The sequence below is a fragment of the Agrobacterium sp. CGMCC 11546 genome, from assembly GCF_013365515.1.
Lineage (GTDB): Bacteria > Pseudomonadota > Alphaproteobacteria > Rhizobiales > Rhizobiaceae > Agrobacterium > Agrobacterium fabrum.
This window is the reverse complement of sequence record NZ_CP047388.1, coordinates 75,077-101,689: the sequence shown is the minus strand read 5'-3', so window position 1 is coordinate 101,689 and position 26,613 is coordinate 75,077. Positions and strand designations below refer to the sequence as shown.

At 59.5% G+C, this 26,613-nt stretch carries 28 protein-coding genes; 9 read left to right on the top strand and 19 right to left on the bottom strand.

Features of this window, described 5'->3' with window-relative positions; genetic code table 11:
* Positions 1-9 precede the first annotated feature (9 nt).
* The 7 genes from GSF67_RS15370 to GSF67_RS15340 all read left to right on the top strand — a co-directional run bounded on the left by GSF67_RS15370 (position 10) and on the right by GSF67_RS15340 (position 7,137).
* Positions 10-1,500, top strand: coding sequence for a sugar ABC transporter ATP-binding protein (locus GSF67_RS15370; RefSeq protein WP_006311378.1), 1,491 nt, complete (start codon positions 10-12; stop codon positions 1,498-1,500).
* Entirely contained in the window at positions 1,493-2,509 is a 1,017-nt protein-coding gene (locus GSF67_RS15365) for an ABC transporter permease (protein ID WP_006311379.1), read from the top strand. The genes GSF67_RS15370 and GSF67_RS15365 overlap by 8 nt, the downstream gene beginning before the upstream one ends.
* The gene (locus GSF67_RS15360; RefSeq protein ID WP_006311380.1) at positions 2,506-3,501 is read left to right on the top strand and encodes an ABC transporter permease; all 996 of its coding nucleotides are present in this window, start codon (positions 2,506-2,508) and stop codon (positions 3,499-3,501) included. Before GSF67_RS15365 ends, GSF67_RS15360 begins: the two co-directional genes overlap by 4 nt.
* A gap of 1 nt (position 3,502) precedes the next feature.
* Positions 3,503-4,354 carry a sugar phosphate isomerase/epimerase gene (locus GSF67_RS15355; protein WP_006311381.1) on the top strand — a complete coding sequence of 284 codons (852 nt, stop codon included), beginning with the start codon at positions 3,503-3,505 and terminating at the stop codon, positions 4,352-4,354.
* A gap of 37 nt (positions 4,355-4,391) precedes the next feature.
* Positions 4,392-5,057 carry a nucleoside triphosphate hydrolase gene (locus tag GSF67_RS15350; RefSeq protein WP_006311382.1) on the top strand — a complete coding sequence of 222 codons (666 nt, stop codon included), beginning with the start codon at positions 4,392-4,394 and terminating at the stop codon, positions 5,055-5,057.
* A 65-nt stretch (positions 5,058-5,122) separates the two neighbouring features.
* The gene (locus GSF67_RS15345) at positions 5,123-5,992 is read left to right on the top strand and encodes a sugar phosphate isomerase/epimerase family protein (RefSeq protein WP_006311383.1); all 870 of its coding nucleotides are present in this window, start codon (positions 5,123-5,125) and stop codon (positions 5,990-5,992) included.
* Between the two features lie 149 nt (positions 5,993-6,141).
* On the top strand, positions 6,142-7,137 hold the full coding sequence (locus GSF67_RS15340; protein ID WP_006311384.1) for a hypothetical protein: 996 nt from the start codon (positions 6,142-6,144) through the stop codon (positions 7,135-7,137).
* A gap of 27 nt (positions 7,138-7,164) precedes the next feature.
* On the opposite strand, the gene ehuA is transcribed toward GSF67_RS15340, so the two are convergent.
* From ehuA to GSF67_RS15285, 11 genes are all read right to left on the bottom strand, one after another.
* Positions 7,165-7,944, bottom strand: a complete 780-nt coding sequence (gene ehuA / locus GSF67_RS15335; RefSeq protein WP_006311385.1) for an ectoine/hydroxyectoine ABC transporter ATP-binding protein EhuA — start codon at positions 7,942-7,944, stop codon at positions 7,165-7,167.
* Positions 7,941-8,633 (bottom strand): ectoine/hydroxyectoine ABC transporter permease subunit EhuD, encoded by a 693-nt coding sequence (gene ehuD / locus GSF67_RS15330; protein WP_004431448.1) that lies wholly within the window; start codon positions 8,631-8,633, stop codon positions 7,941-7,943. The genes ehuA and ehuD overlap by 4 nt, the downstream gene beginning before the upstream one ends.
* 12 nt (positions 8,634-8,645) lie before the next feature.
* Positions 8,646-9,311, bottom strand: a complete 666-nt coding sequence (gene ehuC / locus GSF67_RS15325) for an ectoine/hydroxyectoine ABC transporter permease subunit EhuC (RefSeq protein WP_006311386.1) — start codon at positions 9,309-9,311, stop codon at positions 8,646-8,648.
* Positions 9,312-9,371: 60 nt separating this feature from the next.
* On the bottom strand, positions 9,372-10,223 hold the full coding sequence (gene ehuB, locus GSF67_RS15320; RefSeq protein ID WP_006311387.1) for an ectoine/hydroxyectoine ABC transporter substrate-binding protein EhuB: 852 nt from the start codon (positions 10,221-10,223) through the stop codon (positions 9,372-9,374).
* A 59-nt stretch (positions 10,224-10,282) separates the two neighbouring features.
* Complete coding sequence (gene doeB / locus GSF67_RS15315) at positions 10,283-11,296, bottom strand: N(2)-acetyl-L-2,4-diaminobutanoate deacetylase DoeB (protein WP_035214791.1); 1,014 nt, start codon at positions 11,294-11,296, stop codon at positions 10,283-10,285.
* A gap of 3 nt (positions 11,297-11,299) precedes the next feature.
* Positions 11,300-12,478 (bottom strand): ectoine hydrolase DoeA, encoded by a 1,179-nt coding sequence (gene doeA / locus GSF67_RS15310; RefSeq protein WP_006311389.1) that lies wholly within the window; start codon positions 12,476-12,478, stop codon positions 11,300-11,302.
* Complete coding sequence (eutC, locus tag GSF67_RS15305; RefSeq protein WP_006311390.1) at positions 12,475-13,488, bottom strand: ectoine utilization protein EutC; 1,014 nt, start codon at positions 13,486-13,488, stop codon at positions 12,475-12,477. Before eutC ends, doeA begins: the two co-directional genes overlap by 4 nt.
* A complete protein-coding gene (gene eutB, locus GSF67_RS15300) occupies positions 13,485-14,504 on the bottom strand; it encodes a hydroxyectoine utilization dehydratase EutB (RefSeq protein ID WP_006311391.1) in 1,020 nt (339 codons plus the stop codon). Before eutB ends, eutC begins: the two co-directional genes overlap by 4 nt.
* A gap of 67 nt (positions 14,505-14,571) precedes the next feature.
* A complete protein-coding gene (locus GSF67_RS15295; protein WP_035214793.1) occupies positions 14,572-16,020 on the bottom strand; it encodes a PLP-dependent aminotransferase family protein in 1,449 nt (482 codons plus the stop codon).
* 160 nt (positions 16,021-16,180) lie between these two features.
* Positions 16,181-17,584, bottom strand: a complete 1,404-nt coding sequence (locus GSF67_RS15290) for an aspartate aminotransferase family protein (protein ID WP_006311393.1) — start codon at positions 17,582-17,584, stop codon at positions 16,181-16,183.
* A gap of 13 nt (positions 17,585-17,597) precedes the next feature.
* Positions 17,598-19,076 (bottom strand): NAD-dependent succinate-semialdehyde dehydrogenase, encoded by a 1,479-nt coding sequence (locus tag GSF67_RS15285; protein WP_006311394.1) that lies wholly within the window; start codon positions 19,074-19,076, stop codon positions 17,598-17,600.
* A gap of 121 nt (positions 19,077-19,197) precedes the next feature.
* On the opposite strand from GSF67_RS15285, the gene GSF67_RS15280 reads away from it, so the two are divergent.
* Positions 19,198-19,665: an Lrp/AsnC family transcriptional regulator gene (locus GSF67_RS15280; RefSeq protein WP_006311395.1), complete on the top strand. Its 468-nt coding sequence runs from the start codon at positions 19,198-19,200 to the stop codon at positions 19,663-19,665.
* A 59-nt stretch (positions 19,666-19,724) separates the two neighbouring features.
* Positions 19,725-20,285: a GNAT family N-acetyltransferase gene (locus tag GSF67_RS15275; protein WP_006311396.1), complete on the top strand. Its 561-nt coding sequence runs from the start codon at positions 19,725-19,727 to the stop codon at positions 20,283-20,285.
* 163 nt (positions 20,286-20,448) lie between these two features.
* On the opposite strand, the gene GSF67_RS15270 is transcribed toward GSF67_RS15275, so the two are convergent.
* The 8 genes from GSF67_RS15270 to GSF67_RS15235 form a co-directional block, all read right to left on the bottom strand.
* Positions 20,449-20,862 (bottom strand): hypothetical protein, encoded by a 414-nt coding sequence (locus tag GSF67_RS15270; protein ID WP_006311398.1) that lies wholly within the window; start codon positions 20,860-20,862, stop codon positions 20,449-20,451.
* Between the two features lie 166 nt (positions 20,863-21,028).
* Positions 21,029-21,427, bottom strand: a complete 399-nt coding sequence (gene csgH, locus GSF67_RS15265; protein WP_006311400.1) for a curli-like amyloid fiber formation chaperone CsgH — start codon at positions 21,425-21,427, stop codon at positions 21,029-21,031.
* Between the two features lie 60 nt (positions 21,428-21,487).
* On the bottom strand, positions 21,488-21,916 hold the full coding sequence (locus GSF67_RS15260; RefSeq protein ID WP_006311401.1) for a curlin: 429 nt from the start codon (positions 21,914-21,916) through the stop codon (positions 21,488-21,490).
* A gap of 139 nt (positions 21,917-22,055) precedes the next feature.
* Entirely contained in the window at positions 22,056-22,865 is an 810-nt protein-coding gene (locus tag GSF67_RS15255; RefSeq protein WP_176072039.1) for a cyclase family protein, read from the bottom strand.
* Positions 22,866-22,957: 92 nt separating this feature from the next.
* Positions 22,958-24,070: an FAD binding domain-containing protein gene (locus GSF67_RS15250; protein ID WP_006311403.1), complete on the bottom strand. Its 1,113-nt coding sequence runs from the start codon at positions 24,068-24,070 to the stop codon at positions 22,958-22,960.
* 101 nt (positions 24,071-24,171) lie between these two features.
* The gene (locus GSF67_RS15245) at positions 24,172-25,419 is read right to left on the bottom strand and encodes an oxalate decarboxylase family bicupin (RefSeq protein WP_006311404.1); all 1,248 of its coding nucleotides are present in this window, start codon (positions 25,417-25,419) and stop codon (positions 24,172-24,174) included.
* A 1-nt stretch (position 25,420) separates the two neighbouring features.
* Positions 25,421-25,885 (bottom strand): hypothetical protein, encoded by a 465-nt coding sequence (locus GSF67_RS15240; protein ID WP_006311405.1) that lies wholly within the window; start codon positions 25,883-25,885, stop codon positions 25,421-25,423.
* Positions 25,886-26,192: 307 nt separating this feature from the next.
* Positions 26,193-26,567 carry a response regulator transcription factor gene (locus GSF67_RS15235; protein WP_006311406.1) on the bottom strand — a complete coding sequence of 125 codons (375 nt, stop codon included), beginning with the start codon at positions 26,565-26,567 and terminating at the stop codon, positions 26,193-26,195.
* Positions 26,568-26,613 lie beyond the last annotated feature (46 nt).

Below are 26,613 nucleotides of genomic sequence, written 5' to 3'. Positions count from 1 at the left end.
TACGCTATCATGAGCGCAGAACCGCTCCTGTCCCTCAAAAACGTCAAGGTCACCTTCGGTGGCGTGCGGGCCCTGAAGGGCGTTTCCTTCGAGGTCAATCCAGGTGAAGTGCATTGCCTTGCCGGCGAGAACGGCTGCGGCAAAAGCACGCTGATCAAGGTCATCACCGGTGTCTATACGCCGCAAAGCGATGCGGAACTCTATTTCGATGGCAAACCCATCGCTGCTATGACCCCGACGCTTGCGCAATCGCTTGGCATTCAGGTGATCTGGCAGGATCTGGTGCTGTTCGATGAGATGACGGTGGCCGAAAATATTGGTTTTCAATATGCGGTGAACGGCAGATTTGGGCTGGTCGACAAGCGCGCAATCGAAAACGCCGCCGAAAAGGCGCTGGCTCGGCTCGGTGTCTCGTTCGATCTCGACAGGCCGCTCAAGGAATTGCCGATTGCCCAACGCCAGATCGTGGCGATTGCCCGTGCGCTGGTTGGCGAAGCCCGTCTCGTTTTTATGGATGAACCAACCGCATCGCTGACACAGTCGGAGACGGATTATCTGATCGATATCGTCCGTAACCTGTCGGCATCCGGCGTCGCTGTCGTGTTCGTTTCGCATCGGCTGGCGGAAGTGCTTGAGATATCGGATCGCATCACCGTTTTGCGGGATGGATCGCTTGTTGGTGTCTTCCCGGTCGAAGGCATGACCCAGTCGCGCGTGACCGAGCTGATGACCGGCCGCAACTTCGACAGCGCCGTCATTGCCGCCGATCACGATGACAAGTCCGTCGTTCTTTCCGTGCGTGGCCTGACACGGGCCGGCGAGTTCGAGGATGTTTCCTTCGATCTGCGGCGCGGGGAGACGCTCGGGATCACCGGCCTTCTCGGCGCTGGTCGAACCGAACTGGCCTTGACGCTGTTCGGCATGCACCGGCCGCAATCGGGTGAAGTCCTGATCGATGGAAAGAAGGTGGATTTCCATTCCAACCGGGATGCGATCCGGGCGGGTGTCGCCTATCTTTCCGAAGACCGGCTGTCGCTTGGTCTCAACCAGCCGCAGTCCATTGCCGACAATCTGGTCATGGCCTCGCTCGACAAGTTGCTGAGCGGCGGCCTTATCTCCACGTCGAAAAAGGCGGATGTCGTTTCCCGCTGGATTTCAGCGCTCGGCGTGAAGATCGGCCTGGCGGAAGATCCTATCCGCACGCTCTCTGGCGGAAACCAGCAGCGCGTAGCGATTGCCAAATGGCTGGCGATCGGGCCGAAAATTCTCATCCTCGATGCGCCGACCGTGGGTGTCGACGTCGGCGCTCGCGCCGGCATCTTCGAAATCGTCCGCAAGCTCGCCGCAGAGGGCCTGTCGATCATCGTCATCTCCGATGAAGCGCCGGAAGTTTATTTCAATACAGACAGGGTCATCCACATGGTCGAAGGCCGGTTCCACGCCACCTATGATCCGCGACGCCTGTCGCTGACCGAACTGGAGGCCGCCATCTATGCGTAGGCTCGTCCTCGGACATACGACCGAATTCACCCTGCTTGTCGTCATGGTGCTGCTCTGCACGGGGCTTTCTTTCGCCACCGACCGCTTCCTCACGATATCCAACGCCTTCGATGTGCTGAATGTCTCGGCGGTCAACATCATCTTCGCGGTCGGCCTGCTTGTCGTGCTGATCTCGGGCGGCATCGACATCTCCTTCGCGGTCGCGGCTTCCGTCGTGCAATATGTGACGGTGCTGGCGCTCAATGCGCTCGGCGGCGGCAACTGGGCGGAGGGTTTCATCATCGCCGGTGCCGTTGGCCTCGGCCTCGGCTTCGTCAACGCCTTCCTCGTCTGGCGGCTCAATATCATTTCCATCGTCGCGACCATCTCCACCTTCAACATCTTCTTCGGGCTGTTGATGTTCTTCACCAAGGGCGTGTCGATCTACGACCTGCCGGAATGGCTCTCGACGCGTGTGGTGTTTTATGAACGCGAAATGCCCGATGGTTCATGGGTGGAGCTGACGCTGCCGGTCGTCGTCATGATCCTCTGCTGTGTCGCCACCTGGTTCATGATCTCGCGCACCACTGTCGGCCGTAAACTTTATGCTTTCGGTGACAATCCGGAAGGCGCTCGCCGCTTCGGTATCAATATCGGCGCCATGCATTACATTTCCTTCGGCTGGCTTGGCCTGATGGCGGGTATAGCTGGGCTCATGCAGGCGCATTATGCGCAGGAGGTGGTGCCGAACGCGCTTTATGGCCGCGAGCTGGATGTGCTTGCTGCCACCGTGCTCGGCGGCGCGCGGCTTGGTGGCGGCAAGGGGTCGGTCATCGGCTGCGTGCTTGGCGTGCTGATGGTGTCGATCACCCAGAACGGCCTCAATCTGATGGGTGTTTCTCCCTTTGCCTTCAAGATGATCGTCGGCGCCATTATTCTCATCGCCATCACGCTGTCCTCCACCCGGTTCGACAAGCTTCTGCCGAGTGCGCTTCGCACATCCCCGAAAAAGGGGAGCGCCCAGCGATGAACAGCCTCATCAGGAAATTCAACGCGATCTTCGGGGCCGACATGGCAGGTCCGGTGATTGCCCTCATCGCCGTCATGCTCATCTTCGGAACCTTTGCGGACAACTTCCTGTCGCTTGCAACATTCGGCTCGGTCGCTTTCCAGTTGCCGGAACTTGGCCTGCTGACGCTCGCAATGCTGCTGCCGCTTCTGACGGGCGGGATCAACCTTTCCGTCACATTCGCCGCCAATCTGTCGGGGCTCGCCGCAGCCTGGGTGCTGCAGGCCCATGGCGGGGTGGATGCGCCGCCGAGTGCATTCCTGCTCGCGTGCCTTGCCGCCCTTTTCACCGGCGGAGCCGCCGGAGCAATGACGGGAGCGGCGATCGCCTACACCCGCGCGCACCCCATTTTGGTGACGCTGTCGATGATGATTTTCCTGCGCGGACTGGGCGAGTTTCTGACGCGCGGCGGCGATGTCTCCGGTTTTCCAGCCTATATGGCGCCGCTCGGTCATGGCACGCTTCTCGGCCTGCCGATCCCGCTTCTGATTTTCATCGTCTGCGTCGGCATCTGGCATGTGCTGCTAACGCGCACCAAGCTCGGCTTTGGTCTTCTTATGATCGGCTCGAACATTGAGGCCGCACGTTATTCCGGTCTCAACACCCGCAGGATCCAGGTGCTCGTTTATACGCTTTCGGGTCTGATGTGTGCGGTCGCCGGCATCATCATGCTGGCTCGTTTCAACTCCGTCCGCGTCGGCCATGGGGAATCCTACTTGCTGATCACGGTGCTTGCGGCCTTTCTCGGTGGCATCAATCCGTTCGGTGGTTTCGGCCGGGTGCTACCCGTCTTCGTCGCGCTTATCGTGCTGCAGCTCCTGTCGTCCGGCCTCAATCTTCTCGGCGCCAACCAGCATCTGGCGACCGCGCTCTGGGGCGTGCTGATGATCGTCGTCATGGCGGCGCGTGGGCTGTTCTCCAGTTACTTCGCATCTCTCAGAAAGAAGGTATGACGTGAAAGGCCTCGGTGTTCACGCAATGATGTGGTCTCTGCAATGGAACCATCAAAATGCCGCCCGCGCGATTGCCGGTGCAGCTAGCTACGGTCAGGATTTCATCGAAATCCCGCTTGTCGATATCGCTTCCGTCGATGCGGAACACACACGCAGCCTTTTGGAACAGCATGATCTCAGTGCTGTCTGTTCGCTCGTGCTGCCGGAACCGGCCTGGGCTTCGGTCCGTCCGCAAGCCGCGGTCGAACATCTCAAGGCGGCGCTGGACAAGGCTGCCGCCATGGGGGCGAAGGCGCTGACGGGTGTCACCTATGGCGGCACCAATGAGCGCACCGGTTTTCCGCCGACGCAGGGTGAATATGACAATCTGACGAGGGCGCTCTCCGAGGCCGCCGCCCACGCAAAAACGCTCGGTCTGCAATTCGGCATCGAGACCGTCAACCGTTACGAAAACCATCTGCTCAACTCCGCCGAACAGGCGGTGGCGCTGGTGGAGCGCATCGGTGCCGACAACATCTTCATCCATCTCGATACCTTCCATATGAACATGGAAGAAAAGGGTATCGCCAATGGCATCATCGCTGCCCGCAACCATCTGAAATATATGCATATGTCGGAAAGCGACCGCGGCACGCCGGGTTTCGGCAACGTCGCCTGGGACGAGGTGTTTTCGGCGCTCGCGGCCATAAGGTTCAATGGCGTCCTTGCCCTAGAGGGCTTTGCCGCGATGCCGGTGGAGATGGCGGGCGCGATTTCGACGTGGCGGCCCGTCGCGGCCAGCACTGAGGAGTCCCTGGAGAAGGGGCTGGCCTTTCTACGCGACAAGGCAAATCAGTACCGGATTTTCGAGTAACCGGTGGCGATAACCACTTTTCGAGGCGAGGAGCACCTTGAGTAAAATTGACGATAATGCCGGTGAAATTGCAGGTCTCGCACTGAAGCGTTTTGCCGGCTCGAATGGCCGGCGCGTGATGATTGCCATTGCCGGCGCCCCCGGATCGGGAAAATCGACCATCGCCGAACGCGTGGTCGACGCACTGAACACGGGCGAAGGCGTGTCCGCTGCGCTGTTTCCGATGGATGGTTTCCATTATGACGATGCCGTCCTTGAGGCGATGAACCGCCGTGCCTTCAAGGGTGCCATCGATACCTTTGACGCCCACGGCCTGCGCCATATGCTTGAGCGTCTGAAAGCCAATGAGGACGATGTCGTCGCCGTGCCGGTCTTCGATCGCGTCATCGAGATCGCCCGCGCCGGCGGCCGGCTGATCCCCCAATCCGTCGATATCATCGTCTGTGAGGGCAATTATCTCCTCGCCAGAGAGACGCCTTGGGATCGTCTGAAACCGATCTTCGATCTTACTGTCTTCGTCGATGTCGAGGAGGACGATCTGCGTGCGCGGCTGCGGGACCGCTGGTTTGGTTTCGGTCTCGGCGAGGACGAGACCATCAGGAAGGTGGAGGAGAACGATCTTCCCAATGGCCGCTTCATCACGTCCACAAGCGCCGAGCCTGATCTTCGCGTCAGAAATCCGGGCAAAGGCGCCGCGTCCTGAGCCCTCCTGAATGACTGCGCCTCCTTATCCAAAGTCAAGCGAAACAGAAAAACGAAAGAGACCCCATGAAACACGGCATCTATTATTCTTACTGGGAACATGAGTGGAGCGCCAAGTTCGGCCCCTATATCGAGAAGGTCGCCAAGCTCGGTTTTGACATCATCGAAGTCGCCGCGCATCATATCAACGATTATAGCGACGCCGAACTCGCGACCATCAGGCAGAGCGCCAGGGATAACGGCATCATCCTCACCGCCGGCATCGGTCCGTCGAAAACGAAGAACCTGTCGTCGGAAGATGCGTCTGTGCGTGCGGCCGGCAAGGCGTTCTTTGAACGAACCCTTTCCAATGTCGCCAAGCTCGATATCCACACCATTGGTGGCGCATTGCATTCCTATTGGCCAATCGATTATTCGCAGCCCGTCGACAAGGCAGGCGATTATGCGCGCGGCGTCGAGGGCATCAACGGCATTGCCGATTTCGCCAATGATCTCGGCATCAACCTGTGCATCGAAGTCCTCAACCGCTTTGAAAACCACGTCCTCAACACGGCGGCCGAAGGCGTCGCTTTCGTGAAGGATGTCGGCAAGAACAATGTGAAAGTCATGCTGGATACCTTCCACATGAACATCGAGGAAGACAGTTTCGGTGACGCCATCCGCACGGCCGGTCCGCATCTGGGGCACTTCCATACCGGTGAAAGCAATCGCCGCGTACCGGGCAAGGGCAGAATGCCGTGGCACGAAATCGGCCTTGCGCTGCGTAATATCAACTACACTGGCGCGGTAATCATGGAACCCTTCGTCAAGACAGGCGGCACTATCGGCTCGGATATCAAGGTGTGGCGCGACCTGAGCGGCGGCGCCGACATAGCGAAAATGGATGAGGATGCTCGCAATGCGCTGGCATTCTCCCGCTTCGTCCTTGGTGGCTGATTTGCGATAATATCCTCACCGGGCGGCCGCCATCCGCCGTCGCCCGGTTCAGCACTGCGACCATCTGCGAGTTGAACTGGCCATCGCTTGCGGCTAAAGCTCCAGCGTCTCTTCAGGATCAAGACGATCCGCCCAAGGCCCCTGGTTTCATGATCCCTGTCGCACTGCCATCCGTCGAAGCGCTGCTTTTCCTTGCCTTCCTTCTCGCGACGACCTTCGTCTGGGCCGTGTGGACACTGGTACTTGTCATTCGATATGCGGCGGGGCGCTGGAAACGCCCTATGATATTGCCGTATGGGCTGGTAACCGCCGTTGCACTTTTCACCCTGTGGCAGATCGCTGATTTTTATATCCAGATGCATGCCTATGAAAAAGAGAGGGCGGCAAGTTATCGCCCGGAACTCGCGGAGGCGACGCGCCTTGGCCAGATCGATATGCCCAAAGGCACGAAACTCGAACTGTCGGTCGCCGATACACCGGAGTCCTTCCGTCGCGCCCTCTTTCCGCATCCTGTATCTGTCGCGGATATCGATACGGTTGAGATCGCCCGTTATATCTCGATCAAAATCAACGAAAATTACCAGACGATCGGCTTTACCCCAGACAATATGCGGATAACCGGGCAGGGCGTTAGCACACAGAGCGGCTGGCGTTGTGACGCGACACAGCCAGTGGAATTCGACCTGAAGCCGGATGGGGGCATATCCGCTTTCAGTACGTGCATTCTCGCCGATGGCAATGTCATTGACGGCATCAGCTTGCCGAAGGGGACGTCCCTGCGTTCCTCAACCGGCAATGTCTACACCGATGGCTTTGTCGATTCCGACAGATGGGTTCTCGATACGCCGGAAGGCCAGATCGTCCACATAGATGATTTCGATCTCGAGGACGTGACACTTGCGCTTGATGGCGAGCGAAACCTCTATGAAATCAGGAGGGCGAGGCTGTCTGAAGAAAAAATGGTCGGGACGGAGCGTTCTCCGCCCGGCACGGAAATCCGCCTGAATTCCCGGCATATTCGTGGCGACTATCCTGGCGCGTGGTGGGTGATGCAGCCCGCCGACGACACTCGGTCTGGGCCGGGATCCAGACAGTCAATCGTGCTCAGCCGTCATGGCGACGTTCTGGCGACGCTTAGTGAATAAGCGCGGTGAGCTGCGAAGGCTGTAAACTCACCGTAAAACAGACGACAGAAACTCGCGTGTCCGTTCTTCCTTTGGCTGGCCAAAAATCTCGTCCGGTTTCCCCTGTTCGCAGATGCGGCCCTTGTCGAAGAAGCACACCCGATCCGAAACCTCGCGGGCAAATCGCATTTCGTGGGTGACGAGAAGCATCGTCAGATCGTGCTCATGGGCAAGGTCGCGGATGACGGAAAGTACTTCGCCCACCAGTTGCGGATCGAGGGCCGAGGTCGGCTCGTCAAAAAGCAGGACACGCGGGCGCATGGCAAGTGAGCGGGCAATGGCGACACGCTGCTGCTGGCCGCCGGAAAGCTGCACTGGAAAGTGGTCCTTCTTGTCGGCCAGGCCGACCATGTTCAGGAGCTCGATTGCCCGTGCTTCTGCCTCCGCACGGGCAATACCCAGCACACGCACCGGCGCTTCCACGATGTTGCGCAGCACCGTCATATGGGGGAAGAGGTTGAAGCTCTGAAAAACCATGCCGACGTGGTTACGGATCTGGCGAAGGTGTTTTTCCGAGGCTTGGAAGGGGCCTTTGCCGCCGGGCTGATGGTAGGAGATATCCGCGAGCTTCAGCTGTCCCTCCTGGAACGGTTCCAGCGTCATGAGAATGCGCAGAACCGTGGACTTTCCGGAGCCGGAAGGACCGATAAGGGTGACTTTCTCGCCTTTTGCAACGCTGAAATTGAATTGGTCGAGGACCGTCAAAATGCCGAAACGCTTCGTGACATCGGAAAATTCTATCAGCGGCTGATTGGTGTTGTTTGTCATCGCAAGGGTATTCCTGCTTTTGGAAGCGCCCTTTGCAGGCGGCTGAGGCCTGCCGAGCAGATTATGGTCAGGAGAAGGAAGATCAGACCGACAAGCGTCAGCGGCACCAGATATTCGAAGGTGCGCTCGCCGATCATGTTTGCCAGCCCCATCATCTCGAGAACCGTGACGACGGAAAGCACCGGCGTTTCCTTGATCATGGCGACAAGATAGTTGCCCATGGCCGGGACGATGCGCGGTATGGCCTGCGGGATGATGATGTCCCGATAGGTCTGCATGCGCGTGAGATTAAGCGCAGTCGCCGCTTCCCACTGGCCGTGATGCACCGCCTCCATACCACCGCGATAGACCTCGGAGGTATAGGCGGCATATTGCAGGCCGAGCGCCAGCGCACCGGTGAGAAAGGCGGGCAGTACGATGCCGAATTCGGGAAGCACGTAATAGAGGAAGAAAAGCTGCACCAGAAGCGGCGTATCGCGAAGGAATTCGACAACCACCGCGGTCGGCCAGGAAATCAACTTCACCCGGCTGCGGCGCAGCAGCGCAAAAACCAGCCCCAGAATAAGCGCGATGGCAAAACCGGCGGCGGCGGCTTTCAGCGTTACCGTCAGGCCGATCAGAATGATGGGCAGGATGGAGGTTGTGTAGGTGATCCAGGTGGTCGTGTCCCATTCGTAACCATACATCATGAATGAATATCCTTACGAATGGCGGGTGCGCGGAAAGACATTGCCGCGCCGCACGACATGTTCGATCACCCGGATGATGACCATCAGGATCAGCGACATCGCGAAATAACAGAGCAGTGTGATCGAATAGATGCTGGTGCTATCGAGCGTCAGGTTGCGGATCGACTGCGCCGCGAAGGTGAGGTCGGCAATCGAAATCAGCGAGACGAGCGAGGAGAGCTTCAGCGTTTCGATGGCCAGATTGCCGAAGGCCGGCATCATTTCGACGACCGCCTGCGGCAAGGAAATGCGAAACAGCGTCTGCATTCGCGTGAAGTTCAGTGCTCGTGCTGCTTCCAGCTGCTGTACTGAGACGGAAGACAATGCACCGCGGACGATCTCGGCGCCATACCCACCCGCATGGGCGGCGAGCACCATGACGCCGGTGGTGACCGGATCAAAACTCAGACCGACCAGCGGCAACGCGTAATAGAACCAGAAAAGCTGGACCAGCAGCGAGGTGCCGCGAAACACTTCCGTGTAGCACAGCGCGACAGTCGAAAGGATTGGTCCACCCTCGACGCGCAGAATGCCAAAGAAAAAGGCGAGTACCGTGCCGACAACGAGGGCTGCAAGCGTTATCGTCATGGTGACGACGGCGCCTTGCCACAACATCGGCAGGTAAGCGGTCATGTCCATCTGGAGTGTTCCCGAGTTCCTGGTAATCGGCGCCCGGTTTTGCCCGGGCGCCAGAGGGCGTCATTTTCCGGCGCAGAGATCGGCAACCTTCTTTTCGGCCGCGGCCGCGATACTCTGTTCGGAGAGGCCGTATTTCGCGAGGATTTTCTTGTAGTCGTCGGTCTTGCGGAATTCGACGAGCGCGGCGTTGAAGGCATCACGCAGCTCCTTGTCCTCCGGCCGGAAAGCGAAACCGCCGTAATTGCGCACAGGCGCATCCTTGACGACGGGATCAACGAAGGGCTTCACCTGCTCGACATTGGCCTGGCCCTTGGCCAGTTCCGACACCGTCAGCTCCGTGGCTGCGTAAGCGTCGGCGCGACTCTGGACAGTGGGGATGGCATCTGCATTCGCCGGGATAAAGACGATCTGCTCTTCCTTGACGCCGACGGCGCGCAGGAAATCGACATTGTTGGCGCCGGATACGACGGCGACCTTCAATGCAGGATCCTTGGCGATATCCGCATAGGTGGTCAGCTTTTTCGGATTGCCTTTCTTCACCAGCAGACCTTCGCCATAGGACGAGTTCGGTTCAGTGAAGGCCACCTGCTTGCAGCGCTCTGGCGAAATGTTCTGTTCGGCGGCTGCGAAATCAAAGCGACGCGCCTTCAGCCCCGGGATCAGCGTGCCGAATGGCGTCACCGTCCAGTTTACCTCCTCGATGCCCATCGATTTCAGAACCGCATTGGCGACATCCGGGCCGATGCCTGCGGAAGTGCCGTCGGGCTGCATGTAGGAATAGGGCACTTCATTGGCAGTCGCTGCGCGGATGTAGCCCTGCTTCTTCACCTCCTCAAGGGTGAGTGCGCTCACCGCTGTCACGCTGATGGAAAGAGCAAGGGCGGAAAGCCCGGCGATTTTGGTCATATTCATGTTCTAACTCCTCTGGTTGGTTGCGTGGTCCGTTTTCGGATCTCACTTCATTCTTCTGGCTAGGTATTCTCCGTGACCGTGGCGATGACGGAAAGGCAGTCGCCGGCCTTGATGAGGCCGGGAACGTGACGCGCTGCGAGCACGCCGCTGATGGAGGCACGGTATTCGACCGGTGCAAGACCGGTTTTTCCGACGGGGTAGACCCTGGCGATGGTTTCACCCGCCGTGACCGCGTCTCCCAGATCGCGGACGAAGGCGACGAGCCCGTCATCTTCGGCAAAGGTGAAACAGTCGCTGGAGGGCATGTCCAGCCAGCGGCTCGGCGCCGGCACCGGGGTGCCGGTCAGGATGCCGGCATGGCGCAGCAGGTTGACGGTGCCTTTGCGGGCGATGTCGATCGATTTTGCGCTGGCCGTGCCCGCGCCGCCAAGCTCAGTGGTGACAAAGACCTTGCCCAGTTCCTCGGCTGTCGTGTCCAGCATACCGACGGCGTCAATCTCCAGCATCTTCATAGAATAGGGGGCAGCAAAAGCTGCAACCGCCTCGAAACACCGGGCTTCCTGTGTCTTGTCAGGTAATTCGTGAGCGGCAGCGTAAGGCAGGAAATCAAGCGTCCTGCCGCCTGAATGAAAATCAAGAACGATATCCGCAAGCGGTAACAGATGACGGGTCACGTAATCGGCGATCTTCTCTGTCACGGAACCGTCGGGCCGACCGGGAAAGCTGCGATTGAGGTTCCCGCGGTCGATCGGCGAGGTGCGTGTACCCGCGCGAAAGGCCGGATAGTTGAGCGCTGGCACGATGATGATACGCCCGCTGACGTCAGCTGGATCGAGTGTGTGGGCAAGTTCGAAAAGCGCGGCTGGCCCCTCATATTCGTCGCCATGATTGGCGCCGGTCAAAAGGGCTGTCGGCCCGTCGCCGTTGGCGATGACGCAGATCGGGATCATCACCGACCCCCATGCACTGTCATCGCGGCTGTATGGCAGCCGCAGATGACCGTGCTGTACGCCTTTCCTGTCAAAATCGACCGTCGGCGTGATAGGTGAGGGGCGTAGCGCGATGTTTAACATCTCTCAGCCTTTCACGAACAGTTGCCGAGGCACGTTGGAGAGGCATTCGACACCCGTTTCGGTGATGGCAATGCTCTCGGTGATTTCGAGCCCCATGTCTTCCAGCCACAGACCGGTCATGAAGTGGAACGTCATGCCGGGCTTCAGTTCCGTGCGGTCCCCGGGGCGCAGGCTCATGGTGCGCTCGCCCCAGTCCGGCGGATAAGAGAGGCCGATTGGATAACCGGTGCGGTTGTCCTTGATGATCCCGTATTTTTTCAACACCGCGAAAAACCCGTTGGCGATATCTTCGCAGGTATTGCCGGGTTTGGCAGCCGCAAGACCGGCCTCCATGCCCTCAAGCGTCGCCTTCTCCGCATCAAGGAACGCCTGCGTCGGCCTGCCGAGAAAGACGGTGCGTGAGAGCGGGCAATGATAACGGCGGTAAGCGCCGGCGATTTCAAAGAAGGTGCCTTCGCCCAAGCGCATCGGCTTGTCGTCCCATGTCAGATGCGGCGCAGACGCATCGGCGCCCGATGGGAGCAGCGGAACGATCGCGGGGTAATCCCCGCCGAATTCCGCGGTGCCACGAATGCCGGCATCGTAGATTTCGGCGACGAGATCGCATTTGCGCATGCCCGGCTCTACCACGTCAACGATACGCTTGTGCATCAGCTCGACGATCTTGCCGGCCTTGCGCATATAGTCGAGCTCGGTCGGGCTTTTGACGGCGCGCTGCCAGTTTACGAGACCGGCGGCATCCTTGAAGCGGGCGTTCGGCAGATGTTTCTGCAAAGATGCGAAGGCAGCAGCCGAGAAATAATAATTGTCCATCTCGACGCCGATCGACAGGCCTGACCAACCCCGGTCATCGACGATCTGCGACAACAGATCCATCGGGTGCCGTTCGGTCGATTGAACGTAGTGGTCCGGATAACCGATGATGTTGTCATGGCCGAGGTAGGCGGTGCGTTTGGCGCCATTGGCATCCTGCTTGCGGCCATACCAGATAGGCTCGCCTTCCGGCGGCACCAGCACGCATTGATGGACATAGAAGGACCAGCCGTCATAACCCGTCAGCCAATGCATGTTGGACGGGTCGGTGACGACAAGCAGGTCGATACCGGCCTTTTCCATGGCATCGCGGGTTTTGGACAGGCGCGCGGCATATTCCTCGCGTGTAAAGTTCAGCGTTACGCTCACGCTGCGTCTCCCATTTTTACAGTGTTTTCGATGATCTGGCCGCTGTTCGCGTCTTTCGCGCGGGTAAAGGCGAGATTGGCGATAGCGGTGTCCTGCACCCCGGTGCCGGTCAAATCGGCAAAGGTGACGTCGTCGTTCGAGCGTCGGCCCTGCGCCTTGCCGGCGATGATGGCGCCAAGCTCCGGAAAGGGCTGATCCGGCGCGACACGACCTGCGGCGATGGCATGATGTAGTTCACCGAGAATGCGGGTCTGCGACAGCCGGTCCGCGACATAGCGCGCTTTGGCGAACACGGCCGGATCGATTTCGTTTTTGTGTTCGGCATCCGATCCCATGGCTGTCAGATGCTGGCCTTCTTCCAGCCAGTCGGCGAGCAGGATCGGCTTTTCGGCCGGTGTCGTGGTGACGATGATGTCGGCTCCTTGCAGAGCGGCTCGGGCATCGGTCATCGCGATAACGTCGATACCGTGCTCTCTGGCGAAATCGCTGGCCAGCTTCTCGGCCCTGTCATGGTTCCGTGCCCAGATCCGCGCTGATCTGATCGGTCGCACCAGCGTCAGGGCTTCAAGTTGCAGACGCGCCTGCATGCCCGCCCCGAAAATCGCTGCGACGGAAGCGTCCTCGCGGGCGAGATGCCTTGCCGCGACTGCACCGGCTGCGGCGGTGCGCACATCGGTAAGATAACCGTTGTCGAGAAGCAGGGCCTCCACCACCCCGGTCCTGGCGCTGAAGAGGATCATCAGCCCGTTCAGGCTCGGCAGACCGAGCTTAGGATTGTCGAAGAAACCCGGGCTGACCTTGATGGCGAAACCGTCGAAACCCGGCACATAGGCCGTCTTCACATCAACCTCGCCACGAAACTCAGGGATATCGAGCCGCAGGATCGGCGGCATGGCGACAGCCTCCGTAGCAAGCGCCGAAAAGGCCCGCTCGACACAGTCGATTGCGGAGAGGTCGAGCTTCACGACAGCGCGCAGATCTTTTTCGGTGAGGATGGTGATTTGACTCATTCGGCAGGCCCTTCGATGATCGTCTTGTGAACCGCCGGATCGATATTTCCACCCGACACGATGATCGCGGTTGGGCCGCTCACCGGGATCTTGCCGGAGAGGATTGCTGCAAAGCCAACGCTGCCCGCGCCTTCCACTGTGAGGCCTTCCTTGCGGGATGCATGGCGGATGCCGGCTGCAATTTCATCTTCGGAGACCAGCACGATCTCGTCGAGAAGTGTCTGGCAAAGCGCAAAGGTCACGCGGTTCGCCAGTCCAATCCCGCCGCCAAGCGAATCCGCCAGCGTTTCTTCCTCGCGAACCGAGACGGGGTGGCCGGCTTTGACCGACGCATGCATGGCCGCACCCCGTGCCATGGAAATGCCGATGACCCGCGCCCTTGGCTTCAGCGCCTTCACCGCAACGGCGATACCGCCCGCAAGGCCACCGCCCGAGAGAGGAACGAGAATTGTCGCCAGTTCAGGCATGTCTTCGACGACCTCGAGGCCGATAGTGCCCTGGCCAGCCACGACGTCAGCATGATCGAAAGGCGGGATAGCGGTTAGGCCTAGGCTATTGCTCAGGCGCTCCACTTCCTCCTGCGCATCATCCTGTGATCTGCCGACTATGCGGATTTCCGCGCCAAGCGTGCGGATCGCCTCGACCTTGTTTGCCGGCACCAGCGCTGACATGCAGATCGTGGCGGGAATGCCGAGTTTGGCGGCGGCGTAAGCAACGGCCCTGCCATGATTGCCGGTGGAGGCAGTGACGAGACCGCGCCGACGCGTCGCATCGGCAAGCGAGAGGATGGCGTTCATCGCGCCGCGCAGTTTGAAGGCGCCGATGGGCTGAAGGGTTTCAAGTTTGAGATGAACAGGATGACCGCAGCGTTCGGAGAGAAACTCCGAGCGAACCAGCGGTGTGCGCTCCACCTGCCCCGCAAGCCGCGTTGCCGCCCGCTCTATCGCGGCCAGCGAGACCGGAAGCTGGTTTTTATCGGCAGATATGGACAGGTTTTCGCTCTTCATGATTGTCATGTTGAGAGCGAAATAAAATCATGTCAATTATTATATTGTAATGATTCAATGATTTTGGGGCTTTGCCTCAACCGATCGAACCTATGTCGTAAACCGGTGGCAATTGCTCGAATGTCTGCCGCACGGTGGTCAAGGCCCTGGCGAGGCTTGCATGATTGAGGCGGCCGCCCAGGCATATGCGAATGCCGCCACCATGGCCCGGACCGGCAATAAAGGGTTCTGACGGGGTTACCGCGACATTCTGGTTCGTGAGCGCGCGGACCAGACCATCCTCCGTCCAGCGCGGCGGAACCGTCAGCCAGGCGCAGAAGGAGAGGGGGTGGGTCGAGCCTATATGGTCGCCCAATATGTCCACGGCAATTTTTTGCCGCGCACGGGCCTCGGTGCGCTGGACATCCAGCAGCCGCCGTGCGGTGCCGTTTTCGACCCAACGCGTTGCGATTTCGGCAGTAAGATAGGTTCCGCTCCAGCTCGACACCCGCAGGATGGAGGCGGCGCGGATGGAATAGGCGGGTGGCACGACGAGATAACCGACGCGCAGCCCGGTCAGCACTGTCTTGGTGAAGCTGGTGACGAAGAAGCCCAGGTCAGGCAGCATTTCTGTGATGGATGGCAGATCATCCTCGATCATCGGACGGTAGACTTCGTCCTCAATGACAAAAATGCCGTATCGCTCGGCAATCGCGGCGATGGCCTGCCGTCGCGCCGCGCCCGACACATGCCCGGTCGGATTGTTAAGGGTTGGGATAAGCACCAGAGCGCGCACGCCTCCGGCTGCGCAGGCGGCCTCCAGCGCGTCGGGCAAAATGCCCTCTTCATCCGTGGGCAGGCCCTTGAGGCTGAAGCCGAGGATATTAGACAGGCCGATAATGCCGTGGTCTGTCAGGTTCTCGCAGAGAACCACGTCGTTAGAACGGATGATGCAACTCAGAGCGAGAAAAATGCCGTGCGCCGCGCCATTGGTCACAAGAATGCGTTCCGCACCGGCTGTCACGCCCATCATGCCAAGCCATGTTCTGGCCGTTTCGCGATGGCTGTCAAGGCCTGCGACCGGCCGACAGGGGCGCATGAAGCCAGAATTGTCACCGTCGGCCATCTCGCGCAGAATGGCGCGCGAGGCGTTTTCATGGTCATCGAGATAAACGCCGCGGATAATGGATAGATCGAGCACCTCGGTCGGGCTGTGGTCGAGCATCATCCGACCTGCCCGCTCCGTCACCCGCGTCTTCACGAAGGTTCCGCGGCCGATTTCGCCGCTGAGATAACCGAGCCGCTCCGCCTCCTTGTAGGAAAGGCTGACCGTCTGGACAGACAAGCCGAGTTCGCGGGCGAGATCGCGGTGCGTCGGCATGCGGTCCATCGGCTTCAAAACGCCGGCGTCGATATCGGCAATGATGCGTTCCGTCAGTGCGGAATGTTTTGTTTCGCCTTTCTGCTTGGCCAGCGTCGGCCGCCATGCCACCGGTCTCGTTGTGGAAACTGGATCTGGGCTGGGTGAATTGGCTTGACGACGCATGAAATTGTCTCGTTTTCGACGAAGGTAATTTCATGACATTATGCATGCTTCTGCGAAAAGATGAAGCCTTATGCAGCGCAGATGACAACTGCGCCGTAAAGAGGCGCAGTTGCCGTCGAAATGAGCAGCATTTGCGATAGTTGAAAACTGAAGCTGCCGGTTAGATTTTCTCGCCGGCCTGGACCAGATCGTCCATGACGCTGCGTACGGCGGCTTCCGCGATGGCGATGATTTCGTCCACCTCCGCCTTCGTTGTGACGAGCGGCGGTGCAAAGCCCAGAATATCGCCGTGCGGCATGGCGCGCGCAATGAGGCCGCCGTTGCGCGCCGCCTTTGAAACGCGTGCACCCACCGTCAGATGAGGGGCAAAACGGGTCTTCTTTTCCCGATCAGCGACGAACTCGATAGCGCCCATCAGTCCCACACCGCGCACCTCGCCGACGATAGGAAGCTGGGCGAACTTCGCCTTCAGCTGTTCCTGGAAATAGCTGCCAACGGCCCGTGCGTTGCCCGGCAGGTCTTCCTTTTCGACGATGTCGAGCACGGCGTTTGCAGCCGCCGCGCCGATAGGATGGCCGGAATAGGTGTAGCCGTGGGAGAAGGCGCCGACGCGATCCGCGCCGTCCTCCATCACCTTGTAGACTTTCTCCCCTACGATGGCGCCGGAAAGCGGGAAATAGGCCGAGGTCAGGCCTTTAGCGACGGTGATCAGATCCGGCTCGATGCCGTAATGCTGTGAACCAAACATCGAACCCGTGCGGCCGAAGCCGGTAATAACCTCATCGGCAATCAACAGCACATCGTATTTTTTGAGAACCTCCTGGATGGCTGGCCAGTAACCTTCCGGCGGCGGTGTGATACCGCCCGTTCCGAGCACCGGCTCGGCGATGAATGCCCCGATCGTGTCCGGTCCTTCGCGCAGAATGAGGGCTTCCAGTTCGGCGGCGCGTCGTTTTGAGAATTCCAGCTCGGTTTCACCGGCTTCCGCGCCCCAATAGTGATGCGGAACGCCGGTATGGAGGATGCCGGCCCGTGGAAGGTCCATGTGGTCGTGATAAAAACTCATGCCTGTCATCGAGCCGGAGACGACGCTGCAGCCGTGATATCCCCTCTCGCGGGAGATGATCTTCTTCTTCTGCGGCTTGCCACGCAGATTGTTGTAATACCAGACGAGCTTGGCCTGCGTCTCGTTGGCGTCGGACCCCGACATGCCGTGGAACACCTTGCTCATTTTGCCCGGTGCCATCCTGACGAGGCGATCGGAAAGGATGGCCAGTTCATCCGTCGTGTGAGCGGCGTAAGAATGGTAGTAGGCAAGGCGGTAGGCCTGCCGCGAAATCGCCTCAGCTACCTCGGTGCGGCCATAACCGACATTGACGCAATAAAGACCGGCAAATCCATCGATCAATTGCTTGCCGTGCGCGTCCTGAATGCGGATGCCCTTGCCCGTTTCAATGATGGTCGGTTCGCCGAGTTTGCCACTGGCAAAATCCTTGAGCTGCGTGAAGGGATGCAGAACGGCGTTTCGATCCATTTCCGCGATATTTTTGATGTCGATGGTCATAGGTGAGATCCTTTCAGGCAGCCAGATTGCCGAAGCAGACATATTTGGGTTCGAGATATTCCATGAGGCCGTGACGCGAGCCCTCGCGGCCAAGGCCTGATTGTTTCCAGCCGCCGAATGGAATGGGCGCTCCGGTGAATTTCGGCGTGTTGACGGCAACCATGCCGTATTCGAGCCGGTCGGTCAGGCGCATCGCCCGGCCGAGATCGTTGGTGTAGAGATAGGCCGCCAGTCCCATCTCTGTTGCATTGGCGCGGCGGATCACCTCCGCCTCGTCATCGAATGGTAAGATGGCGGCCACCGGGCCGAAGGTTTCTTCGCGGGCGATCAGCATGTCGTCGGTGACATCGGCAAGCACGGTCGGGGTGACGAAGTTGCCGCCGAGCGGACTGTCCTGTCCGCCGCAGACGAGCCGCGCACCGGCCGACAGCGCCTGAGCAACCTGCTGGCGGCACTTTTCGGCGACGGACGGCCGCGTCATGGGGCCGATATCGACACCGGTTTCGAGGCCGTGACCAACAGTCAGCCTGGACGTCGCCTCGGCAAACCGCTCAACAAATCGTGGATAAAGGCTGCGCTGCACATAGATGCGGTTTGCCGCAAGACAGTCCTGCCCGGAAGTGGCGAATTTTGCGCCCAGACAGCCTTTGACCGCCTCTGTGAGATCTGCATCTGCGAAGACGATGAAGGGTGCGTGCCCTCCAAGCTCCAAGGATGCTTTTTTCACCGTCGCCGCAGATTGCGTCAGAAGGATTCGTCCCACCTCGGTCGAACCCGTAAAGGAAAATGCCCGCACCTCGGTATTTTCCAGAAGGCGGCGCGCAAGGGGTGCGGCTTCTCCCGGCAGAACTTGCAATACGCCAGGTGGTACGCCGGACTCTTCGGCAAGTCTTGCCAGCGCCAGTGCGGAGAGAGGTGTTTCGGGAGCAGGTTTGACGATCATCGTGCAGCCGGCAGCAAGCGCAGCACCGGCCTTACGTGCTATCATCGCTGAGGGAAAGTTCCATGGCGTGATGGCGACGGTAACGCCGATCGGCTGCATTCGTACGGAAAGATTGCTGCCCTTCAGATGGGTTGGAATTGTTTCGCCGTAAGATCGCTCCCCCTCACTCGCGAACCAGTCGAGGAAATTAGCGGCGTAGTCGATTTCGCCGAGTGATTCCGCCAGCGGTTTGCCCTGTTCGGCGCTGATGATCGTGGCGAGGTCATGCGCATTCTCCCGCATGCGCGCACTCCAGTTGCGTAAAATGTCGCCGCGATCAACAGGCAGCATATCGCGCCAGCCGGCAAAAGCCTTGCTGGCTGCGTCTATCGCAAAATCGACATCATCGAGCGTGCAGGACGATACGTCGGCAAGGTGATCGCCACCCGCGGGATCAACGACGGCGAACGTCTGGTCGCGCTCCAACCATGCCCCATTCACAAACGCACGGTCTTCGATCAAATCGCGTCGATGCAGGTTTTTCAACGCAGCGCTTGCGATGCCTTTCATAAAAATGCTCCCTTTTTATTTGCCAGTAGCCTAACGGCGCGGCATGATCGCAAAGCGGCATTTTTCTGTATTTCAACGCCGGAATAATGCTTGTTTTCATCCAAAAACGCAGGAATTCTGCATGATTACGCTTGATAGAGCTGACAGGGCGTTGCTTGACGCCGTCCAGAAAAACAATCGCCTGACCTCGGAAGAACTGGCGCACATCGTCAATTTGTCGCCGACGGCCTGTCAGCGGCGTTTGAAGCGACTGCGCGAGGAGGGCATCATTGAGGCGGATGTCGCCATCGTTTCTCCAAAGGCCGTGGGACGCGGCATCACCATGATCGTACTCGTCTCGCTTGAGCGCGAGCGGGCCGACATCGTCGACCGCTTCAAAGCGGCGATCCGGGCGACGCGCGAGGTCATGATCGGATATTATGTCACTGGCGATGCTGATTTCATTCTGGTGATCACGGCCAAGGACATGGAAGACTACGAGGTTTTCACCCGCCGGTTCTTCTACGAAAACCACGATATCAAGGGTTTCAAGACCATGGTTGTGATGGACCGCGTAAAAGCCGGGTTTTCCTTTCCAATTGAGGTGTGATGACTTGTGATTTCGAGGACGCGCCACCAGATGTCGGTGATTGATGAAAAGGCGCTACGATGATGACTGAGACCTCACTCCCTATAACGACCGACCGGCTGATCCTTCGCAGGTTTCAGTCCGCGGATATGGCGGCCTATGGTGACTATCACAGGCGCGAGGAGGTCTATCGTTTCCTCTACTCCTCGCCGCCATCGGCGGAAGCGATGGAGGCGGAGTTTTCCGACCTGCTCTCGGCCCCTTTCGAGAAGGACGGAGATACGCTGCGACTTGCCGTCATCCGCGTCGAGGATGGGGCGCTCGTCGGGGAGGTACTCCTCAAAATCGCCAGTGCGGCTGCTCTACAGGCCGAGGTGGGTTATATTTTCAATCCAGTGTTTTCGGGAAAAGGTTATGCCACTGAGGCTGTCAGGGCAATGATCACGCTCGGCTTCAGGACACTCGGTTATCACCGCATTTTTGCACGACTTGACGCATTGAACCACGGATCGATCGGTGTCGCTGAACGTTTGGGCATGCGGAAAGAAGCACATCTGATCGAGAACGACCGGTTTGACGGCGTATGGGGTGACGAGTTCATCTATGCGGTGCTGAACAGGGAGTGGAGGCCCGGTCCGTGATGTCGTGAAAAGCTGAAATTCGATCACCGCCTGCCGCAACCCTACGCGACGTGGGCCCGCATGAGCGAGGACGTTCGCCATGACCTCAGGGCAACGGCTGCGGCCTTCCTGATGCCCGGGGAAGCACTTGCCGGACTAAACTGCGGCGAGCGGCCTTCCGTCTTTACCAGCCATAACTGAAGGTCAGGCCGCTGCCATTGTCGCCATCCTGCACCACATTGGTTTCGGTGTTGCGCCCATACTGGAAAATGCCATAGGCATTGTTGTTGCCGTTCTGCTGCAGCGTCGCGGAATGGCCATTGCCGCGTTGCCGGATGAAGCCAAGATTGCCGCCGCCATTCTGGGCGATACCTGCCGCATTGCCACGGCCGAGCTGCTTTATGTCGGCATCCTTGAAGTTTCGATAAAGCGAATAGGCGCGCAGCCCGGTCGAAAGCAGGTCGCCATCGGCGTTACTGCTGGGCGCTAGATCGAAGGAGATGCGGCCGCCGGCATGGGCGGGAGCTATAAATCCGATCGGTGCCAGGCCGCCGACAAGCAGGGTAACTGTAATAAGTTTCAATATGTTGCGGGCCATTCTTATCTCCATTTATCAGCGCCTTGCCGATGATCCATAATCGCATTCCGCAACTGAACCCCACCGGAATTACCCATTCACATCGCGTTCAGTCACTCGGGGTGTGCAAAAGAAAAGGCGCCAGAACCGGCGCCCTCTCAGGTGAAAATTGATGGCGTGCAGCAGCTTAATCGCTACCGATCTGCTTCGTGCAACTGAAGCTCTTCCCGTCGATCACGAGATCGAGCACTGCCGTGTAGCGGGCTCCCTTCGCATCGAGCGTCACCGAGCTCAGCAGCTGCGACCGTCCGGCGGCGGCGTTGAAGTCGCCACCCTGACTGATGACGGAACTGCCGCTGCCACCTGATTTTTCGACGTGAAAGGAGTAGGTCCCGCCGGGACCGGTATCACCTTTGGCGACGGCCTCCAGTCTCACCATGCCCGCCTGCGGTGTTGCCTTGATCTCGCAGAGCCGCCCATCGGCCGACGCCTTTGCTGTCGATATGGCCGCAACGGCGCCGACAGGAAGCAGCGCCAGTGCAAGGATTGCCGCCAAGCGGCGCGGGTGTCTGACATTATGGGGCATGGCACGTCTCCCTGATGATCTGGTGTCCGATCTCGATCGTTTCACGTCATGGCAATGTCGTTACGGGCAGGCCTGCACGAACGCCGCGACATTGTCGTTGCCGCCCTGGCTGACATTGGCGCTGCAACCGCGACCGACCTGAACGCCGGCTGCAATGTTGCCATTGCCGTCCTGGGTCAGGATGGTGGTGTGGTTGGAGCCAAACTGGCCGATGCCGGCCACGTTGCGGTTGCCGTTCTGGGTGGTGGAACCGTAATTGTCATGCCCTTCCTGACCGACAGCCGAAAGGTTGTGACGACCATACTGGTGGCCGATGATCCGGTTGTAACCGCCATTCTGGTAGGTGCGGATCCGGTTGCCATACCCTTCCTGCGCGCCACCGGCAGAGTTGGACCAGCCATATTGTTCGATGCGCACATCATTGGCCATGGCGGGCGCCGCAGCAGAGAGGCCAACGAGTGCACTTGCAATGAAAGACTTCCGGATCATGACTGTCTCCTCAGGCGGATGGGACCGCGGTTGAACGTCTTTGTTTTAGACGGTCCCATTGGAATGGAAGCTGAAGAGACTATTCAGTCGGAGTTCATTCGCCGGCAGCCGCAGGTTGCCCTTTTCGGATGTGCATGCCTCAGACCAGAGCCAGAATACGCGCCGGCCCACCCGTTCCACCGCTATGCTTTGGTGCGCCGACGATGATGGTCGCGCCCTTGACCGGCAGAGCCTCGAGGTTGTTCAGGCCTTCGATCCCGTAGCGCCCCGCCGGGAGCCAGGAATTGTGAACCGCAAAATCTGCGGAATTGCCCGGGTCCAGTGAAAGCGTGTCAACGCCGATGGCCACCGTGTCTCGCTCGAGCAGCAGGTCGGTTGCGGATTTTCCGAAACCGGGGAAGGCGAATTTTCCGGCATCGTCATTGCGGAATGAGGGGCTCTTCACCTTCGTCGCCCAGCCGGAACGCAACGCCACGATCGCACCTGCCGGTATGTCGCCATTCGCTGAGATCCAGCGCTCGATGTCTTCGGCTTCGACGGTGGAATTGGCATCCTCTTTCGCACGGTCGGTAATGTCGATGATGACCAGCGACGCGACGAGTTTCTGCGGTTCCAGCTGGTCGACGCTCGCGCCGCTGGCACTGAAGTGGAACGGTGCATCGATATGCGTTCCGGTATGTTCGTAGATCGTAAGCTTGTGGAGCTGATAGCCGTCTTTGGCAATCTCTGCCGCCCACTCGAATTCTATGCCCGGTTTGCCATCGAATGTGGGAAAGGTAGAGTCATAGCTATGGGTGAGATCGATGACCTGTCTGGGTGATTGTGCCAGCACCGGGGCCGCCAGGCTGCCCGCCGCCATTGCCGTCGCTCCCGCCACGGCACCCTTGAACAGCAGGCGTCGTGACAGCATGTTTCGTTTCACGTTCTCGATCACGCAGGTATTGCACATGCCTCAGTCCCTCCATTGAAAATTCCCGGCGCAAGCGTAGCGCAAAGGTGGAGTGACGCAAGGCGGCAGCATTGCTGATTTTTGACCCGTGTTTACATCGCGGTTTCGGCAAGGCGGCGTCCATAGGCGGCAATTGATTTGCCCACCGGCAGGCGGGTGCTCTGATATCGTGAAAGGGCTCCGGGCAGATCCTCCGTTTGCCGCAGGGCATCGCGCAGCGCCATCGCGTCGCCCGCGGCCTTGGAAACGCCCATTGCGGTGTGGGGACGAACTACAAAGGCGGCATCTCCGATCAGCGCGATACGCCGCGACACCATCTGTTCCGCCTCATAGTCGAAGATCCCCTGGATGGACGGGGTTTCCTCCGCTTCCACCGCGAGCGTCAATTGCGGCGGCAGAAACGAAAAGGCGTCTTCGCGCAATTGCGCGCGGCGGCTTTCGGAGAGTTCGCCGCGGGGCAAGGAATGTTCGAAATGCCTGCCGTCGCGGCCGGTGAAGGTTCGGGCAAGCTCTTCCGCCGTTGTCGGACGATACCAGACCCAGTTATAGCGGCGCTGTCCCGGCTGTGTCTCGCCGCGGGGGCCAGGCACCAGATAACCCAGAACGTGAATTCCGGGTGCGATGTAGAAAGCGAAGCGGTCCAGCAGCAGGGCCGCATCGGCAGGCAGGTCTGTTTCAGGGATCAGCCCGCGCCAGGCGACATAACCCGCATAGGTGTTTTCCGAGCGGCGGTTGACGGCGCTCCGGATTGCCGAACCCAGACCATCCGCGCCGATCACCAGATCAGCGCGCTCCTCCGTGCCATCGGTAAAGGACAACGAAACTCCCTCCGGAGCTTCCCGAACCGCCTCGACATGGTGTCCGAGACGATAGGTGTCCGCCAGGAGACGGGAGGATACGCGCTCAAAGAGGTAGTCCCAGGAAACCTGAATCTGCGGCGTGTTTTGGCGCTGGGCGACGCGGCCACCGGCATCGAGATAGATGCGCTCCTTCGCGACCACACCGACATGGGCGACGTCTTCACAGCCGATCTGAGCGAGAACCTCGAACAGGTCCTGCTGCGGCACCAGTCCCGCGCCGCGCCCGGCGAGCCCGGACGATGAGCGTTCGTATACTCTCACATCGTGCCCGTCCTCCTGAAGCAATATCGCCGTGAAGAGACCGGCAAGCGAGCCGCCGGCGATGCGGATTGTCAATGGTTTCATGGCCCGTTCCTGTCTTTCAATATGCGTGGAGCCTTGCTCCGATGAGGAACGACCGGCGGATCGGACGTGCCGAAAAGCCGGTCAATAGAGGAACAAAATGTTCAGCCCGGCATGATCGCCGGCTGGTTGGCGGGAAATTTCGCCACATCCTCGATGCTGACATTCAGGTGCTGGGCAACCAGTGCCGGCGGGGTGTGCGTCAGCCAGGACGACAGGCTGACCTCCTGGTATTCGGCGGCCTTGAAGACCGCGACGAATTGCAGATCGGTCTTCCCGGTATTTTCGATGATGTGGCCCTGGCTCCTTTTCACGTAACCAATATCGCCGGCGCGGAAATCGGCGGTCTGGCTGCGTGGGCCCGCGTCGAACACGGTCATCCGGCCTTCACCCTTGATCCAGTATTGCCATTCGTCCGCATTGGGATGCCAGTGCATTTCGCGTACACCGCCTGGCTTGATCGTTTCAATGGCGGCGGCAATGGTTTTGGACACGGTAAAGGCGCTGCTGTCCGCAAGACGAATAACGCCGGCGGCATTTTCCTTCAGCGGTTTTGATGCCGCAAGTTTATAGGTAAAGGGAAAAGGCGGAAGACCGGCGCCGGCAACTGCTTCCTGATCCTTCGAGAGTGGACCCGGCTCCTTGCCCTGGAATATCCAGAGGTTCTGCAGCGGAATATTGCGGAACACATCCTGTGCGACGCCGAAATTCTTGGCCAGCAGTTCGGGAGAGGTATGGGCCAGCCAGTCGGTCAACAGCAGGGTGCCATATTCGGACTGGTCGCCTTCGTCGAATGCGATGACGAATTCGCACCCGTCGGGACCAAGTCCCTGTAGCGAATGAGGATAACCCGCCGGAAAATACCACAGGTCACCGGCCTCGACGTCCTGCACATAGGCGCGACCCTGCGTATCGAGCACCGTGATGCGGCAACGCCCGTTGGTCATGATCGCCCATTCTGCCGCCCGGTGCCAGTGCATCTCGCGAATGCCGCCCGGTCCCAGCCGCATGTTGACGCCGGAGACGGCATCCGAAATCGCGAAGTCCGACTTGGTCACCTGACGGGCCCAGCCGCCGTTCTGGATACGTTTGGCGGCGTTGTTAAACGAGCCCCAGAAAAGCTGCATGTCGCCGATATCGGTCGCCGGCGGGCTCTGGAAGGATGGAAACTGGTCGTTGATCGCGGGGTTCTTCGGGCCGGGATCGCTGAGCCCTGCTGCATTGGCGTTGATTGCTCCTTCGGCGGGCTGATCGGGATTGCCGAAAGATGCTGCTCCGGCCGTGCTGGCGGCAAGGGCGGTGCCGCCGACGGCGCCGATCGCGAGGACTGCGCGTCTGGTCAACGTTTCCATTTCAGAACTCCTTGTTCATGGCGAGTTGGGACGAGGTATCGATAAAGCGGGGTTGTGATGCGAGCTGGAGCATAGCGATGCGGTCGATCAACTCGGCATTGAAGAGGCGGTGCTGCAACTGGCAGAAGGCTCTGGGATCGAGCGGGTTATGCCGGTCCGTTTTCCGGGCGGCGCGGGTTGCGACGCAGGACGTCTTGTCCACGGCCGGAACAACCACGCCTTCTGCTGCATTGCCGCTGGTCGTCACAGGGGTGGAAAGTCCCGCAAGCCCGTCAATCGTCTGCGGTGTGAGGACGCGGAAGGCGCTGGCCGATGCGACGTCCTCGGAGGCGGCAAGTGCCGGTTCGGTATTCCTGATCAGGAGAGCATTGCCACCGAGCACTGCAATCGCGCCCAATGCCAACACCGTTGCGACTTTGAAGTCACGAGGTTGGCGCTCGTCTGCATTCTGACTGATGGAGGTCATGCCCTGCTCCACAAAAAGGGTGATGGTGCTGCAAGGACCGTCCGGAAGGGAGGCGCTTGACTGGAACAAAGGCTACGGCGAGGTGGAGGCGTCGGCATCTATACAGAGGTCTAGTTCGTATAGCGGAAGGTGTTGGCGGAGGACATGCGCTCAACGCAATGCGTGCCCGGACGGCAAGGCGTCGGGGCGTAACGTAGTGACGGATATTCATGGGGATAGGGGGAGGTCAGCGCGATGGAAGGCCGTCTGCGCAGTCTGGGAAGGGCGGCGATGCTCGATTGCCAGGTGGCCGAGCGTCACGCTGCGGTCAGGGCCGCTGGCCGAGAACGGATTCCAGGCATCCGATCAGATTGCCGATATTGACCGGCTTGCGAAGAAAAGCCAAAGCGCCGCCGCTCAGGGCCGCGTTCCGGGTGCGTTCATCCTCGTAGGAGGTTACGAAGATCATCGGCGGATGGCTGCCACGCCGGTTCAGCTCGCTCTGCAACTCGATGCCGGACAGACCGGGCATTTTCACATCCACGACGATACAGTCGATGCCCGCCTGCTGCTGCGACTCCAGAAAATGCTCGGCAGATGCAAACAGGCGGCATTCGTAACCGAAGGACATGATGAGATCATCCATGGCTTCGCGGATGGCGGGATCGTCGTCGACGACGGCAATGACGGGAACGGGGGGCAATGAGAGCGACCTTTGCTATTTCTTTCTTTCTCTATGCGCTCAGGCC

Excerpts from the sequence above, each read along its gene's own strand:
- GSF67_RS15370 (WP_006311378.1), top strand. The coding sequence starts at position 10 with ATGAGCGCAGAACCGCTCCTGTCCCTCAAAAACGTCAAGGTCACCTTC.
- GSF67_RS15365 (WP_006311379.1), top strand. The coding sequence starts at position 1,493 with ATGCGTAGGCTCGTCCTCGGACATACGACCGAATTCACCCTGCTTGTC.
- GSF67_RS15360 (WP_006311380.1), top strand. The coding sequence starts at position 2,506 with ATGAACAGCCTCATCAGGAAATTCAACGCGATCTTCGGGGCCGACATG.
- GSF67_RS15345 (WP_006311383.1), top strand. The coding sequence starts at position 5,123 with ATGAAACACGGCATCTATTATTCTTACTGGGAACATGAGTGGAGCGCC.
- GSF67_RS15340 (WP_006311384.1), top strand. The coding sequence starts at position 6,142 with ATGATCCCTGTCGCACTGCCATCCGTCGAAGCGCTGCTTTTCCTTGCC.
- ehuA (WP_006311385.1), bottom strand. The coding sequence starts at position 7,944 with ATGACAAACAACACCAATCAGCCGCTGATAGAATTTTCCGATGTCACG.
- ehuD (WP_004431448.1), bottom strand. The coding sequence starts at position 8,633 with ATGATGTATGGTTACGAATGGGACACGACCACCTGGATCACCTACACA.
- ehuC (WP_006311386.1), bottom strand. The coding sequence starts at position 9,311 with ATGGACATGACCGCTTACCTGCCGATGTTGTGGCAAGGCGCCGTCGTC.
- ehuB (WP_006311387.1), bottom strand. The coding sequence starts at position 10,223 with ATGAATATGACCAAAATCGCCGGGCTTTCCGCCCTTGCTCTTTCCATC.
- doeB (WP_035214791.1), bottom strand. The coding sequence starts at position 11,296 with ATGTTAAACATCGCGCTACGCCCCTCACCTATCACGCCGACGGTCGAT.
- eutC (WP_006311390.1), bottom strand. The coding sequence starts at position 13,488 with ATGAGTCAAATCACCATCCTCACCGAAAAAGATCTGCGCGCTGTCGTG.
- eutB (WP_006311391.1), bottom strand. The coding sequence starts at position 14,504 with ATGACAATCATGAAGAGCGAAAACCTGTCCATATCTGCCGATAAAAAC.
- GSF67_RS15295 (WP_035214793.1), bottom strand. The coding sequence starts at position 16,020 with ATGCGTCGTCAAGCCAATTCACCCAGCCCAGATCCAGTTTCCACAACG.
- GSF67_RS15290 (WP_006311393.1), bottom strand. The coding sequence starts at position 17,584 with ATGACCATCGACATCAAAAATATCGCGGAAATGGATCGAAACGCCGTT.
- GSF67_RS15285 (WP_006311394.1), bottom strand. The coding sequence starts at position 19,076 with ATGAAAGGCATCGCAAGCGCTGCGTTGAAAAACCTGCATCGACGCGAT.
- GSF67_RS15280 (WP_006311395.1), top strand. The coding sequence starts at position 19,198 with ATGATTACGCTTGATAGAGCTGACAGGGCGTTGCTTGACGCCGTCCAG.
- GSF67_RS15275 (WP_006311396.1), top strand. The coding sequence starts at position 19,725 with ATGATGACTGAGACCTCACTCCCTATAACGACCGACCGGCTGATCCTT.
- GSF67_RS15270 (WP_006311398.1), bottom strand. The coding sequence starts at position 20,862 with ATGGCCCGCAACATATTGAAACTTATTACAGTTACCCTGCTTGTCGGC.
- csgH (WP_006311400.1), bottom strand. The coding sequence starts at position 21,427 with ATGCCCCATAATGTCAGACACCCGCGCCGCTTGGCGGCAATCCTTGCA.
- GSF67_RS15260 (WP_006311401.1), bottom strand. The coding sequence starts at position 21,916 with ATGATCCGGAAGTCTTTCATTGCAAGTGCACTCGTTGGCCTCTCTGCT.
- GSF67_RS15255 (WP_176072039.1), bottom strand. The coding sequence starts at position 22,865 with ATGTGCAATACCTGCGTGATCGAGAACGTGAAACGAAACATGCTGTCA.
- GSF67_RS15250 (WP_006311403.1), bottom strand. The coding sequence starts at position 24,070 with ATGAAACCATTGACAATCCGCATCGCCGGCGGCTCGCTTGCCGGTCTC.
- GSF67_RS15245 (WP_006311404.1), bottom strand. The coding sequence starts at position 25,419 with ATGGAAACGTTGACCAGACGCGCAGTCCTCGCGATCGGCGCCGTCGGC.
- GSF67_RS15240 (WP_006311405.1), bottom strand. The coding sequence starts at position 25,885 with ATGACCTCCATCAGTCAGAATGCAGACGAGCGCCAACCTCGTGACTTC.